The sequence below is a fragment of the Paenirhizobium selenitireducens ATCC BAA-1503 genome (assembly GCF_000518785.1).
GTDB classification, from domain to species: Bacteria; Pseudomonadota; Alphaproteobacteria; order Rhizobiales; family Rhizobiaceae; genus Allorhizobium; species Allorhizobium selenitireducens.
Genome location: NZ_KI912495.1, coordinates 315,965 through 329,459, shown reverse-complemented (window position 1 = coordinate 329,459; position 13,495 = coordinate 315,965). Strand labels below are relative to the sequence as shown.

Sequence of the window (13,495 nt, the reverse complement as noted above, 5' to 3'; positions counted from 1 at the left end):
CCGATACAGTGGCAGGAACAGACAGAGATATGCAACCAAACGCTCCCGGCCGAACAACTTATGTCGAGAGGTGCAACTAATACATCATACTTGCGGGTGACGACGGCGGCTGCGGCGTGGCTTAAGCGTGTTCGCACACGGCGCGCGGCGCAATCTTTCGCAGAACCAGACATGATTTCGGAGAGCGTCGATGGATGTCCTGCCCCTCTATCAACCCCGTCTAATCGTCGTCGACGACGAAGTCGGTCTGCGTGAGATGGTCGCCGAATATCTGGAACGGGATAATTGTTCGGTGCGCACCGCCTCCAGCGGCAATTCGCTCGATGCGCTTCTCAACCAAGAGGATGCCGATCTGATCGTCATGGATATTAACATGCCGGGCGAAGATGGATTGTCGATCCTTCAACGGATCCGTCGGACGCGCAGCACACCAGTCGTGATGCTGACCGCCGCCAGCAATATCGCCGACAAGATCGCCGGGCTGGAAATGGGCGCGGACGACTACATGACCAAGCCCTTCGATCTCCGGGAACTGAAGACGCGGATCAAGGCCGTCCTGCGCCGACAGCCGCCGGCTGGCAACACAGTGAACGAGGAGCACGCAATCGCGCCCCCGAAGAACATCCGACCTTTCGGAAAGATGTTCGTCGATCTGGAAGCCCGCAGCCTGGTGCATGGGAACGGTGCGTGTGAGCCTGTGACGGCGATGGAATTCGACCTGCTTCAGGTGTTTCTGCAAAACCCGGATCGAGTGCTCACACGCGACAGGCTTCTCGATCTGGCCCACAATCGCGACAACGATTCCTTCGATCGCAGTATCGACGTCCGTATCGCCCGTATTCGCAAGAAGGTGGAACACAATCCATCCAAACCGGAGGCTCTCAAGACGGTACGCGGCGTCGGGTACATCCATACTCCGGCCAGGCGGACGGCATGACGGACGCGCCGCTGGAGTTTTTCGAAAGAAGACACGTCCGCAGCGGAACCAGTTTCAATTACCTTTCCGCAGGCGAGATTCCGTTCCTTGAGGCGTTGCTGGTTGGGATTTTCGACTGTGCCGCGGTCATCGACCTCTCCAGACGCTATCTCTACGTGAATCAGGAGTACGTCGATTTCGTCGGCAAGCCGGCGTCCGAGATCATCGGCAAGACGATTCTGGATGTGCTCGGAGACGCCCTCGACAACTCCTACCGGATGGCTATTGCGACTCTGCCGACTGGCGGAAGTATCGGCCGCGAAGGATGGATTGACTATGGTGCGCTTGGCCGGCGCTACATCAAGCAAACGATTACCTGCTATCCGCAAGGGAGCGGTCCCGTCGCCGGCCACATCATCCTGTCACGCGACCTGACGGACCTGAAAGTCCAGCAGCTCGAACTGGAATGGCGGATCGAAGCCCAGACGCAGGCCGATACCTATCACGCAGTGATCGTCAACAACGCGCTAGACGCAATCGTCGTGATCGACGAGACCGGCGCCGTCGTCGATTTCAATCCGGCCGCCGTTTCGATCTTCGGTTACAGCCGTGACGAGGCGATGGGCCGCCAGATTGGCGACCTGATTATTCCTGAGACACTTCGCGCCGCTCATGATCGCGGACTCTCGAATTACCTGCAAAGCGGAATGACCCGCATTCTTGGACGGCGGCTGGAGCTTGAGGCACAGCGCGCAACCGGCGAACAGATACCGATAGAGCTGACGATTACCGAGGTCAGGCTCGGCACCAAGCGGCTGTTTGCGGCACATCTGCGTGATCTCGCCGCCGTTCGCCGGGCCCAGGAGGAGATCGAGCGTCAGCGCGAAGCCCTGCATCAAAAAGACAAGCTTGCGGCACTCGGCTCCCTTCTCGCTGCCGTCGCCCACGAACTGAACAACCCGCTGTCCATCGTCATCGGCCAGACGATGATGCTGCGGGAGACACTGGCAGGCATACCGATGGCCGCCGACCTGGTACAACGCAGTGCCAAGATCGAGATCGCCGCACACCGCTGCGCCCGCATCGTGCGCAGCTTTCTCGACATGGCGCGCCAGCGTAAGCACGAGCGCAAGAGCGTTCTGATCCCCGATATCGTCAAGGCCGCGCTTGGACTTCTGAGCTACAATCTGAAAAGCTCCGGTGTCGAGGTTGATATCGACCTCCCGAAGGATCTGCCCGTGCTCTGGATTGACGCCGACCAGATCCATCAGGTCATCGTCAACCTCGTGGTCAATGCCTACCAGTCGCTTGAGGAAAAGACCGAAGGCCTGCGCCGGATCCGGATATCCGCCGATCACGACCCACGCGCCAAAGCGATTTCGCTGAGGATATCAGACAACGGAACGGGAATTCCGCCCAGTATCCGTTCACGTATCTTCGATCCCTATTTCACCACCAAGCCGCAGGGTACAGGAACAGGAATAGGACTTGCTGTGTCGCGCGGCCTCATCGAATCGCATGGCGGTACCCTCGATCTCGATCCGAGCCCAAGCCTGGGTGGCGCCGGTTTTGTGATCGTTCTTCCCATCGACGACACTGGCGCGGATCCCTGCACAGAGGATAAGCCGGAGGCCGCGTTTCAGGCAGAGACGACCGGACGGCACGTGCTCATCATCGATGACGAGATCGAAATCGCCAACCTACTCGCGGACATGGTGCGGAAACTTGGCTTCAGCGCCTCGGTGGCCACCGGCGGCGACGCGGCAAAGGCTCTTTTTGAAGGGGCCATCCAGCCTGTGCACGCTATCCTCTGCGACATCCGCATGCCGGGCGGGGACGGACCCTCCTTCTTCGACTGGCTACGCCAGAACCATCCGCACCTGACGGAATGTGTCGGCTTCATCACGGGCGACACTCTGGGACCTGCCGCCGGCCGGTTCTTGGCCCGATCCGGATGCCCCGTTATCGAAAAACCGTTCATGCCTGACGATATCCAGCGCATTCTCAAAACCTTGGTCAAAATGGATGCCCCGACCTGAAGCAGAGGCATCCGGCAGACAAAGTGTCGGCGGCGATGCCCCCTCTGAAACAATTGGAACATTCACAATTGGCCCTGCGACCTCATCCGGAAACATTGGATCGCTAGATCTCCTCTCCAGAGACATTAACCGGAGTTGAGATCATGCAAGAGACCGAAATCGTCATGCTGGAAGAGAGCTTTGCGGAAGTCGCGGCAGTGCGAGAGCAGGCGGCAGAACTCTTTTACGAACGGCTGTTCGTTCACGACCCGTCGCTTCGGTCGATGTTCGAGAATGCCGACATGAAGGAGCAGGGTCGCAAGCTGATGGCAGCTCTTTCCCTCGTCATCGCCTCGTTGCGCAAGCTCGATACAGTCGTGCCAACCCTCGAAATGCTCGCCGTCAAGCATATGGCTTACGGGGTGCGCGACGAGCATTATGCAACGGTGGGCAAGGCACTGATCGAAACTCTTTCGCTGTTTTTTGCCAATCGTTTCACGCTCGAATATCGCCGCATCTGGATCTCCGCCTATGAGACGGTTGCCGGCGTGATGATGGCCGCCGCCAATGCCAGTGCCACGCAGGAACCCTTGAAGCGTCTCTCCTGATCAGGTGGCGATGATCGTCATCACACGGAAGGCGTCGGACTTGCGGTCAGGGCACGCATTTCCCCTTGGTCTTTGCGCATTCTTTCTTTCTGGTGGCACCGTTGCCGGAGCCCATCGGGAAGACCGAAGTTGTCGGAACCGCTTTCCTGCATACATTTGCAGGTGGTCGGGTTATCGAGGGCAAGGAACTTGCGGGCGTGGCCCTATCGCTACTTCCGGCATGGCGATACACGTGTTCACCGCGTGCGCATTGATCGTGCTCTTCTTTGGCTCGAAATTCTATCGTGTGTCATTGATCAAACCGCGCCAGCAATGCACGCTCGATCCTGCGCGCCTTCCCATGCCGGCTCGAATCGCTGGCGCCACAGGTGGGCTTGTCAGGCATCTTCTCGATCATCGCGCTTGAACTGGGTTGGCAGCACCATTCCTTCCCCCTCCGGAAATACTCATTTTTGGAGCTTTAGGGCCTCTTGCATCGTTCTTTTGGCACACGAGAACGGTACACTGAGCCTTGGTCCAAGGCAGCAGATGCGGCGGTGTTTACCGGCTCCGCAAGAAAGCTCCTCTGGACCGCCAAAAACAACTTGCTATGAAGGCGCCTGAGCCGGGAACAACTGCATCCTATTGTTTGAAACGATAGGGTGGGGTGAACGAACCGCCGCACTCCCCCCGCTGATCGAAACCGCAAAGCTCAACGGCCACGATCGCGAAGCAGAAGTCGCTGACGCTTGTTCTCGTCCGCCCCGTCAAAACCGGCAGAGGTGTAAACTCAAGCCTCCACCGTTTCACTCACGTCATCGAACAGGAAGTGAACCACGACGTACTTTGTCGAATACGGTCGGCCACTATCCGAAATGTTTTCAACAGTTCCTCCGTCAGCCGGGTGCCACTTGCTGTAGTGAGGATTATTGGCGATCAGCGTAACTGCCTTTCCCGCAAATTTTCCCTGAAGCCGATGACGTGCCTCCGCGAATGGCCAGATACGCTCGTAGTCCTCCTGGGAGAGGCGGACTTTCAACGCCTTCCGATGGATCGCCTCACCGGCTGATCCGTCCTCGCGTTCAGTCGCATCACTATCAAGCATTACTTCCTCCGCTTCGTCGAAAATGAAGCGGAATTCATCGGGCCACATGCGTCTCATCAAATTGCTCCTCCCGAGCGTTGCCTTCGCAAGTGTATCGCGTCTGGCAATGGAAACAACGCATGAATGCAGCGACTTGCTTCTACGCACCGGAGAATCGCAGCCGACCGCCGGGTCGGTCTCGCCAATTTCTTGCGTCTCGCCCACCGGCCCTCGAGCCCCGCAGGTGCACGGCGCGATCCTGAGGCAGATCTCCAGCCTCAGCTATCGGGCAAGTGCCTTTTCCAGTCAGCGACTCGGCGCGCGACGTAAATGCCGACGCCTGTCGACAATTCGCGGCTATCGCATTGGAGCAGAAAGCTGGTTGAATGCGCGGTGCGGCACTGTGAACCTGCGGAGACAACGCCCGGCTACAATCGGTCCCCGCCGACCAGTGACGATCGTTTGCGAGACAGGTAGGCCCCCGTTCCGCTCGAGCCGACCACCCCGTCTTTCATGATCGTTCTGCCGCGCACGAGAAGCTGTGTGGGCCAGCCTCGCACCTCGATCCCCTCATAGGGCGTGTAGTCCGCGCCATGCTGCAGGAGATCGTTGGTCAAGGTTACCCGCTTGTCCGGATCCCAGAGCGCGATGTCGGCATCCGCACCAATCGCGATCGTGCCTTTCCGGGGATAAAGACCATAGAGCTTGGCGTGATTGGTCGATGTGAGGGCGACGAAGCGGTTGATGTCGATCCGGCCCTTCATCACGCCCTCGGAGAAGAGGATCGGCAGGCGCGTCGCGACGCCCGGAATGCCGTTCGGGATCCAGCGGAAATGGCGCTTGCCCTTCTCGTTCAGCTTGCCTTCCGGATCGTCGAAGCGGAACGGGCAGTGATCGGAGGAGAAGAGGTCGAAGACGCCCTGCTCCAGACCTTCCCAGCAGGCATCCTGGCTTGCCTTGTCGCGCGGCGGCGGCGAGCAGACGAACTTCGCGCCCTCCAGCCCTTCGAGGTCGAGATCGTCGGTGGTCAGCATCAGATATTGCGGGCAGGTCTCACCGGCGATCTTCTGGCCGCGCCTTCGCGCGCGGCGGATCTCCTCCATCGCCTCGCGGTTGGAGACGTGGACGATGACGATCGGCACATCGACGATTTCGGCCAGCGACAGCGCCCGGTGGGTTGCCTCGCGCTCGGCGGCGATCGGCCGGGTGGTGGCATGGTATTTCGGCGCGAACCTGCCCTCCTCCTCATGCCGGCCGATCAGGTAGCGGATGGCATCCTCGTTCTCGCAATGGACCATGACCAGCGCGCCGGTGCGCCGTGCAGTGTCGAGCGTGGCCAGGATCTCGTCGTCGCGCAGGCGCAAACCCTCATAGGTCATGAAGACCTTGAGCGAGGTATAACCGTCCTCGACCAGCGCCGGCAGTTCCTGGCCGAGCACGTCCGCCGTGGGATCGGTGATGACGAGGTGGAAGGAGATGTCGACATGGCATTTGCCTTCGGCCTTCTCGTGATAGACCTTCAGCGCCTCGCGCAGCGTCTGACCCTTCTCCTGCATGCAGAAGGCCAGAACCGTGCTGTTGCCGCCGATCGCCGCCGAGCGGGTGCCGCTGTCGAAATCGTCGGCCATGACGATGCCCTCGCCCGAGGGTTGATCGAGATGCACGTGGCTGTCGATGCCGCCGGGAAGCACGAACAGCCCGGTCGCGTCGATCACCTCGTCGGCTTCGTCCAGACCGAGCGCAAGGGCTACGATGCGGCCATCCTTGATGCCGACATCACTGACGAACGTGTCGCTCGCCGTCACCACCGTTCCATGCCGGATCACAGTATCGAAGCGCATGCCCTGGTCCTTACCTGTCTCGTGGATGCTTTCAGCCCGCCTTGGCAAGCCCTGCCTCGCCGGACAGGATCCGGTCGAGCGCGGCCGTGAAGCGGTCGACTTCCTCGATCGTGTTGTAGTGAACCATGGAAACGCGCAGCATGCTGCCATGGTCGGTGAGACCGAGATATTCGGCCAGACGGCGCGAGTGGAAATCGCCGAAGCGCATGGCGATCTTCTCCGCATCCATCGCCTTGCACAGCTCGCCGGCATCGCGGCCATCGAACCGGAAAGCAATGGTCGGCACGCGGTCTCCGTCGCGATTGAACGGCTGGCCGACGATGCGGCAGTCGTTACGCGATCGCAGATAGGCGAGCAGGCGCTCGGTCAGGGCATACTCCTGCTCGGTGATCGCGCCATAGGCGGCCACGATCTTCTGGCGAACCGTGCCCGTCTCGCCCGCCTGCTCGCCCAGCGTGGTGAGGTAGTCGACGATACCGCAGGTCGAATAGGCGAGTTCATAGTTCGGATTGCCCGGCTCGAGCTTGCCCGGCACTTTGTCCTTGCCGTAGAAATAGTGATAGAGCGGATCGAGCTCGAGCAGCAGGTCGTACTTGCCGTACATCAGCGCATAGTGCGGACCGTAGGTCTTGTAGAGGCTGAAGACATAGTAGTCGACGTCGAAGGCCTGCACATCGACCGCACGATGCGGCGCATAGGCAACCGCATCGACGCAGATCTTCGCGCCGCGGGCATGGACGAAATCGGCGATCTCGCGGATCGGGTTGATCGAGCCGAGGATGTTGGAGCAATGGGTGACGCAGACGAGCCGGGTCCGTTCGCTCATCAGCGGCTCGAGATCGGCCAGCTCGAGCGTCAGGCTTTCCTTGTCGAGCGGCCACATCTTGAGCACGATACCGCGCTCCTGCAGGCGATCCCAGGTGCCTATATTGGATTCGTGGTCGGCAACGGTGACGATGATCTCGTCGCCGGCGGTAAGCTGGCTCTGCATCGCACGGGCCAGATTCTGCAGGAGCGCGGTCGTCGAACTGCCGAAGACGATTTCTTCGGGCCGGTTGGCATTGACGAGATGCATGGCGGCGGTGCGAGCCTCATAGAGCGCGCCCGCTGCGGCCTGCGACACCTCGTAGGAGCCGCCGATCTGGACGTTCTTCTCGATCAGGAAACGGTTGATGCGCTCCAGCGCACCCTTCAGGATCTGCGATCCGCCGGCATTGTCGAAGAAGGTCCAGCCACGGTCGAGTCCGGGAAACTGGCTGCGCACGAAATCGAGGTTGAGCGGTGATGTATTGGCCATCCTTGTGGTCCTCCGAGGTATTTTTCTTGTTCAGTGATTGAGGACAGCGCGCAGGAATCCGCGCGTCCGTTCTTCCTTCGGTGCGTCGAAGATCTCCGCGGGCGAGCCGGCCTCGACGAGGCGGCCGCTGTCCATGAAGATCACCCGGTCGGCGACCTGGCGTGCAAACCCCATCTCGTGCGTCACCACGATCATGGTGACACCGGTGCCGGCAAGCTTGCGCATGACGTCGAGCACTTCGCCGACCATTTCCGGATCGAGCGCCGAGGTCGGCTCATCGAACAGCAGGACGCGCGGCTCCATGGCAAGGGCACGGGCGATTGCGACGCGCTGCTGCTGGCCGCCGGAAAGCTGACCTGGATATTTCTCCGCCTGTTCGGAAATGCCGACGCGGGTCAGCAATTCGCGCGCCTTGCGTTCGGCCTGCGCCGGTGACGTCCCGCGCACGCGCATCGGGGCCAGCATGACGTTCCTGAGCACCGTCATATGCGGAAAGAGGTTGAAGGACTGGAACACCATGCCGACCTCGGCGCGGACCTTGGCGAGCGCCGGCCCCGGCTCGACGCGGATGCCATCGACGACAATGCGGCTATCGGGCTCAAAAGCCTCGAGGTGATTAATGCAGCGGATCAGCGTCGACTTGCCCGAACCGGAGGGACCGATCACGCAGACGACCTCGCCCTCGGCAATATCGAGGTCGATGCCGTGCAGCACGGTGAAGGTGCCATAGGCCTTGGTAAGGCTGCGGATGGAAATGAGAGGATTGACCGGTTGCTGCATCAGCGTTTCCCCCGGCTGAAATGTTTCTCGAGACGCGAGACGATTGCCACCATCGGCCAGAGCAGCGCGACGTAGATGAGGGCGGCGCCGATCAGCGGCGTCGGATTGGCGCTGAGCGCCTGGGCCTGCGTTGCCTGCTTCAGGAGGTCGGGCATGGCAACGACGGAGGCGAGCGCCGTATCTTTCATGACATTGATGCAGTTGTTGGTCAGCGGCGGGATGACGACGCGGATAGCCTGCGGCAGGATCACGTCGATCATCGTGTGCCGGTTGGAGAGGCCGAGTGCTGCAGACGCCTCGAACTGGCCGTGCGGGATCGCCTCAATGCCGGCGCGAAAGATTTCCGCCGTATATGCGGCCGAGACAAGCGACAGGGCCGTGACCGCCGAGAGAAAGGGCGACAGGCGAATGCCGACGAAGGGCAGAGCGTAGTAGACGACGATCAAGAGCACGAGCAGCGGGATCGAGCGGAAGATGTCGACATAGATGCGGATCAGGAGCTTGAAGAAGCTCGGCGCATAAAGCCGGGCGACCGCCAGGAAAAGCCCTCCGGCGAGGCCCACCAGGATGCTGGTCACGCCGATCTGCAGGGTGACGACGAGGCCCCACAGAAGTGCTGGCAGGCTGTCGGCCAGCACCTGAAGATTGAAGAATGTGTTGAGAAGTGTCATGCCGTGTCGGCTCCCCTGGCAAGCCGACGGGACAATTGATGCCCCGCCGGATGCGTCATAGGCCTTACTTGCCCTTCGGCATGTCAAGCACGGCAACGGTCGAGGTGGTGTCTTCGGCCTTGGCGCCGAACCAGGTCTCATGCAGCTTGGCGACGAAGCCTTCCTGTTTCAGGGTGGTGATGACAGCATTGACCTCGGTTGCGAGCGGATCGTTCTTGTTGAACATGATCGAATATTTCTCGCCCGTCGGGATGCGCTCGACGACCTTCAGGTCCGGCTTGTCCTTGACGTAGTAGAGAAGCGCCGGGATGTCGGAGATGTAGCCGTCGACGCGACCTGCGACGAGGTCGAGCATGGCCGGCTGCAGGCCTTCGAAGCGGCGGATCTCGCCGAGCTTGTATTCACCCTTGTGCGCGTCGGCCCACATGTCGCCGGTCGAGCCGGTGTCAACGCCGACGACCTTGCCGCCCATGTCCTTCAGGCCAGTGATACCGGAGGCGGCGGTGACGGTGAGCGACTGGTCGCTGTCATAGTAAGGCTGGGCAAAGGTGACGGATTCGAGACGCTTTTCGGTGATCGTGATCGAGGAGATCGCCATGTTGATGCGGCCCGACTGAACCGCGGGGAAGAGGCCGTTGAACGGCGTGTTGACGAATTCGACCGTCTTGCCGAGGCGCTTGGCGATCTCGTTGACGAGGTCGACCTCGAAGCCGGTGACCTTGCCGCTGGCATCCTCAAACTCCCAAGGCACGTTGCCGATATTGGCGCCGACCGTCAGGTCTGCCGCCTGGGTGCCAGCGGTTGCAAAGGCGGCGACGAGACCCGCCAGAATCGTCGTCTTGAGGCTAGATGAATGTGTCATGATCGTTCCCCTTGTCTTTTGAACCTGACTCAATTTACATTGGTCTAACTGGTCTGACCAGTCAGGCCAAAAAAGCATGATGCTTTCCGCTTGGCAAGATGGCGGAAGAAAAAATACATTGGCCGCGAACGGCTCGCTGGGAAGGTAATGCATGTTGAACAAGACGCTCGTCCCGCAATCCGTGGCTCGCGAAATCCAGACCATGATTCAGACCGGCCAACTGAAGGCGGGGGAGAAAATCCCGTCGCAGCGCGAGTTCTCGCAGAAGTTCGGCATTAGCCGCGCATCGTTGCGGGAAGCACTGCTGACGCTCGAAACACTCGGACTGCTGAAGACCGAGGCAGGGCGCGGAACATTCGTGGCTGCCTCAGGCGATCGCAACCAGGCCAATCACATGGCGCCGTGGCGCTATTCCGACAGCTACTCTGCCTTCGACGTTTTCCAGACACGCATCCTGCTCGAAGGCGAGATCGCGCGGCTGTCGGCCGGCCGGCTGACCCAGTTGCAGTTGGAGAATATGGAGGCCGCAACGCGGGTCATGGAGCATTCCTGGGCCAACCAGGACCTGCTGGCCAATGTCGAGGCCGATCTCGACTTCCACAAGACCATCGTGTCAGCCTGTTCCAATGCGATGCTGAAAGCTCTCTACCAGACGGTGCGGGACCAACTCACCGAGACCCAACGCCAACCCATTCCGATCACCGATCCGGAACGCATGACCCAGTCGATCGCCGAGCATCGCCGGATCATTGCAGCACTCAGGGCCAATGACGCGAATGCAGCACGCAACGAAATGGAGACGCATATCCGTAATACGGCACGATGCGCCGGGCTCTCTCCCTGATGCTCACGTTGACCACGATGCAGGACGGACCGAAGAGCTCCATGTGATTCCTCCTGTCCGTCATCACAGAAGCCGCCCGGCGGACGTTCGCGTGCGGCTGATGAACGAACGGCCCGGGCGATGCGCCCGAGCCGTGGTGAACTTCTAGAATCGGTGGTTTGCCGCGCCTCAGCCGCAGGCGTTGCGGGTATAGATCTTGCCGGCGTCGCGCTTCAGCACCCAGCCGCGATAGGTTCCCATCTCGATCTCGCACCAGATGGTGGTGCCGTTCTGCTCGACGCAGCCGATGACGGTGACGCACTGGTTCTTGTCGAGCTTGCCGAGCACGGCGCCGGAGCGATCGGCCATGGCACGGATGTTCATGCGGGTGAGCGCCTGGATCGAGGTGACGCCGGCGGCGACGTCCGGGGAGTCGACATCGCTCGGCTCAGCGCAGCCACCATCGACATAGGTCGGGCAAGAGCCTGCGGGCGTAGCGACCGGACGCGGCGCCGGCTTGCCGCCATCCTGGATCAGCGTCAGTTCTTCGCCGTCGCCGATGACGCCGACATAGTGCCCCGGCTCCTCCATGTCGGCACGGCCGACCATCGTCAGGCCCTCGTTCGTCGAATAGAGGATGATCGTGTGATCGCCGTTGTTCATCGAATAGCCCGTCACGGGATTGGCGAGGTCGAAGCACGACCCGTCATGGAAGAGCGTCGAGAGAACCCCTTCCGCGACCGGATCCTCCTCGAAGGACAGCCGGCAGCTGCCCTGGGGCGTGGTCATCGTCCAGATCTCCTGATCGGCAGAATAAGCCGGCACGGCAACCAGCAGCGTGGCGGCGACAAGCAGTCCTTTGCGGACATCGATCTTCAACATGGGCGGGCATCCTCCGGTCGGGCGTGAAATGCGGCCAGCTAAGGAACCGTCCGGCCCCTCGTCAATCTTCGACATCGCCGCTTCCATGGCGTGCCCAGAATTGGACGCTTCCGCAAAACGCCCCTGCCCGCGGCGCTGCCACCGAATGGTGATGACAGGCCTCGTCGCGATGTCACAAAGTCGCAGGATAAGTATACGTGTCCCAAACCAATTCGTGGCATAAGCACGTCACAACCGCACTGCAATAAAGGTCTCCATGCCGAAGGGCGACGACAAGGATACGAGCGGACTGCGCGGCACCCCGCCCAAGCCCGCGCCGCCGAGGAAGAGCGCGATGCTTCTCTTCGCCGTGCTGCTCGTCGCCTTTGCCCTGGCGATCGCCGCCACGCTGCTGCTGGCCAACGACCGGCGCAACCTGCGCATCCTGCTCGACCGCTACGAACTGAACTGGCTGCTGGAACCGGCGACGGACGAGCCGCGCGGGACCCGGGCCCTGCGCGGTCGGCGGCTGGCACCGGTTGCGATCTCGATCCCCGCCCGCTACTTCGCCGGCCCGGAGAATGCCGCGATCGGCGCGTTCGTGCGCGAAGTGCGCGCCAGCGGCGGCGAATTATGCGCCGCCTTCAAGGCTGCCGGCGTCGACAATGGCGGCTGGTTGCCCAGTCAGTTCGACAGCAAGACCTATGAATGCCTGTCCGAAACGCTTCTGCCGGCGACCGAGGAAGGCGGGCAGAACGCCTCGTTCTTCTTTATTGCCAAGGGCACGCCCGAGGGCGAGGTCGGATCGATCCGCATGAAGCTCGTCGCGCCGGAGACCGGGGACGGCGAGACCGTGCATCGTCTGCTGGTCAAGGCGCTCGAACAGCTGATCGAGCAGGCGCGGTGGCTCGATCTCGCCCCCGCCATCGCCAGCGCCGAGGCGCTTTCGGATTTCACCGCGGTGCGCTTCGGCGTCTCCTTCCGCTTTACCCACGAATTCACCGCGCCCAGAAGCTATAATCTGATCGTCCTGCCGACCTCGAAGGATCCGGCCGTCAAGCGCAGCCGCGCCTATTTCGATACGCTGCAATGGCTGCCGCTTCCCTCCGTCATTGCCCGGCTGCCCGAATATCTGCGGCCGCATGTCGTGGCGACGAAGCCTTTGTCGTCCGCGCCGCCGCCCGAACCCGCATCCGCATCCGCGCCTGCGCCGGCGGCCCCGAAGACAACCCCGCCGGCCCCCTCTCCCGCCCCCGCACCCTGATGCCCCGCGCCGGCGCTTGAATATACATATAATTATCATTATGTGTCTGATGGAAAGGCGATGAGCTGTCCGTCATCCGCTCCGGGTTGCGCCAAGGTCAGCGCCAAACACATGCGCCAAGCCTCCCAACGAAGGAATCCCGCCGATGCATATCCGTCCCGTCACGCACAATTATCACGTCACCGGCCAGCTGAAGCCGACGGACCTCGGCCAGGTGGCCGAAGCGGGCTATGCCGCGGTCATCTGCATGCGCCCGGACGGCGAAGGCTGGGGCCAGCCGAAATTCTCGGCGATCGAGGAAGCAGCCAAGGCGGCCAATCTCAAGGCCTATTACCTGCCGGTCGGCGGCTCGGCCGTGCCGATGGAACAGGCCCGCAAGCTGCGCGGCCTGCTCAAGGAAACCGAAGGTCCGATCCTGGCCTTCTGCGCCTCCGGCGCACGCTGCGCGGGCCTCTACCAGATGGCCGAGCAGATCGGCGGCTGAGGCGGCC

13 protein-coding genes are annotated in these 13,495 nt (G+C 61.4%); 6 read left to right on the top strand and 7 right to left on the bottom strand.

The window, feature by feature from the left end:
* Nucleotides 1-190: 190 nt before the first annotated feature.
* From L867_RS0122595 to L867_RS0122585, 3 genes are all read left to right on the top strand, one after another.
* The gene (locus L867_RS0122595; protein ID WP_028738942.1) at nucleotides 191-937 is read left to right on the top strand and encodes a response regulator; all 747 of its coding nucleotides are present in this window, start codon (nucleotides 191-193) and stop codon (nucleotides 935-937) included.
* Nucleotides 934-2,955 (top strand): PAS domain S-box protein, encoded by a 2,022-nt coding sequence (locus tag L867_RS26165; protein WP_037174219.1) that lies wholly within the window; start codon nucleotides 934-936, stop codon nucleotides 2,953-2,955. Before L867_RS0122595 ends, L867_RS26165 begins: the two co-directional genes overlap by 4 nt.
* A 143-nt stretch (nucleotides 2,956-3,098) precedes the next feature.
* Nucleotides 3,099-3,542 (top strand): globin family protein, encoded by a 444-nt coding sequence (locus L867_RS0122585; protein WP_028738941.1) that lies wholly within the window; start codon nucleotides 3,099-3,101, stop codon nucleotides 3,540-3,542.
* Nucleotides 3,543-4,311: 769 nt separating this feature from the next.
* Here L867_RS0122585 and L867_RS0122575 read toward each other — a convergent pair.
* The 6 genes from L867_RS0122575 to L867_RS0122550 form a co-directional block, all read right to left on the bottom strand.
* Nucleotides 4,312-4,674: a hypothetical protein gene (locus L867_RS0122575; RefSeq protein WP_028738940.1), complete on the bottom strand. Its 363-nt coding sequence runs from the start codon at nucleotides 4,672-4,674 to the stop codon at nucleotides 4,312-4,314.
* 359 nt (nucleotides 4,675-5,033) lie between these two features.
* A complete protein-coding gene (gene hydA, locus L867_RS0122570; protein ID WP_028738939.1) occupies nucleotides 5,034-6,446 on the bottom strand; it encodes a dihydropyrimidinase in 1,413 nt (470 codons plus the stop codon).
* A 31-nt stretch (nucleotides 6,447-6,477) separates the two neighbouring features.
* On the bottom strand, nucleotides 6,478-7,743 hold the full coding sequence (locus tag L867_RS0122565; RefSeq protein ID WP_028738938.1) for a cysteine desulfurase-like protein: 1,266 nt from the start codon (nucleotides 7,741-7,743) through the stop codon (nucleotides 6,478-6,480).
* A 30-nt stretch (nucleotides 7,744-7,773) separates the two neighbouring features.
* Complete coding sequence (locus tag L867_RS0122560) at nucleotides 7,774-8,523, bottom strand: amino acid ABC transporter ATP-binding protein (RefSeq protein WP_028738937.1); 750 nt, start codon at nucleotides 8,521-8,523, stop codon at nucleotides 7,774-7,776.
* Nucleotides 8,523-9,194 carry an amino acid ABC transporter permease gene (locus L867_RS0122555; protein WP_028738936.1) on the bottom strand — a complete coding sequence of 224 codons (672 nt, stop codon included), beginning with the start codon at nucleotides 9,192-9,194 and terminating at the stop codon, nucleotides 8,523-8,525. Before L867_RS0122555 ends, L867_RS0122560 begins: the two co-directional genes overlap by 1 nt.
* 64 nt (nucleotides 9,195-9,258) lie before the next feature.
* Complete coding sequence (locus tag L867_RS0122550) at nucleotides 9,259-10,056, bottom strand: ABC transporter substrate-binding protein (RefSeq protein WP_028738935.1); 798 nt, start codon at nucleotides 10,054-10,056, stop codon at nucleotides 9,259-9,261.
* 151 nt (nucleotides 10,057-10,207) lie between these two features.
* On the opposite strand from L867_RS0122550, the gene L867_RS0122545 reads away from it, so the two are divergent.
* Nucleotides 10,208-10,900: a FadR/GntR family transcriptional regulator gene (locus L867_RS0122545; RefSeq protein WP_028738934.1), complete on the top strand. Its 693-nt coding sequence runs from the start codon at nucleotides 10,208-10,210 to the stop codon at nucleotides 10,898-10,900.
* A 168-nt stretch (nucleotides 10,901-11,068) separates the two neighbouring features.
* Here the strand turns inward: L867_RS0122545 and L867_RS0122540 are convergent, their stop codons facing one another.
* Nucleotides 11,069-11,761, bottom strand: coding sequence for an SH3 domain-containing protein (locus tag L867_RS0122540; RefSeq protein ID WP_028738933.1), 693 nt, complete (start codon nucleotides 11,759-11,761; stop codon nucleotides 11,069-11,071).
* Nucleotides 11,762-12,095: 334 nt separating this feature from the next.
* Between L867_RS0122540 and L867_RS0122535 the strand changes: the two genes are divergently transcribed.
* Both L867_RS0122535 and L867_RS0122530 read left to right on the top strand, forming a co-directional pair.
* A complete protein-coding gene (locus L867_RS0122535) occupies nucleotides 12,096-13,004 on the top strand; it encodes a DUF6030 family protein (RefSeq protein WP_156951584.1) in 909 nt (302 codons plus the stop codon).
* A gap of 145 nt (nucleotides 13,005-13,149) precedes the next feature.
* Complete coding sequence (locus L867_RS0122530; RefSeq protein ID WP_028738931.1) at nucleotides 13,150-13,488, top strand: beta-lactamase hydrolase domain-containing protein; 339 nt, start codon at nucleotides 13,150-13,152, stop codon at nucleotides 13,486-13,488.
* Nucleotides 13,489-13,495: the final 7 nt, after the last annotated feature.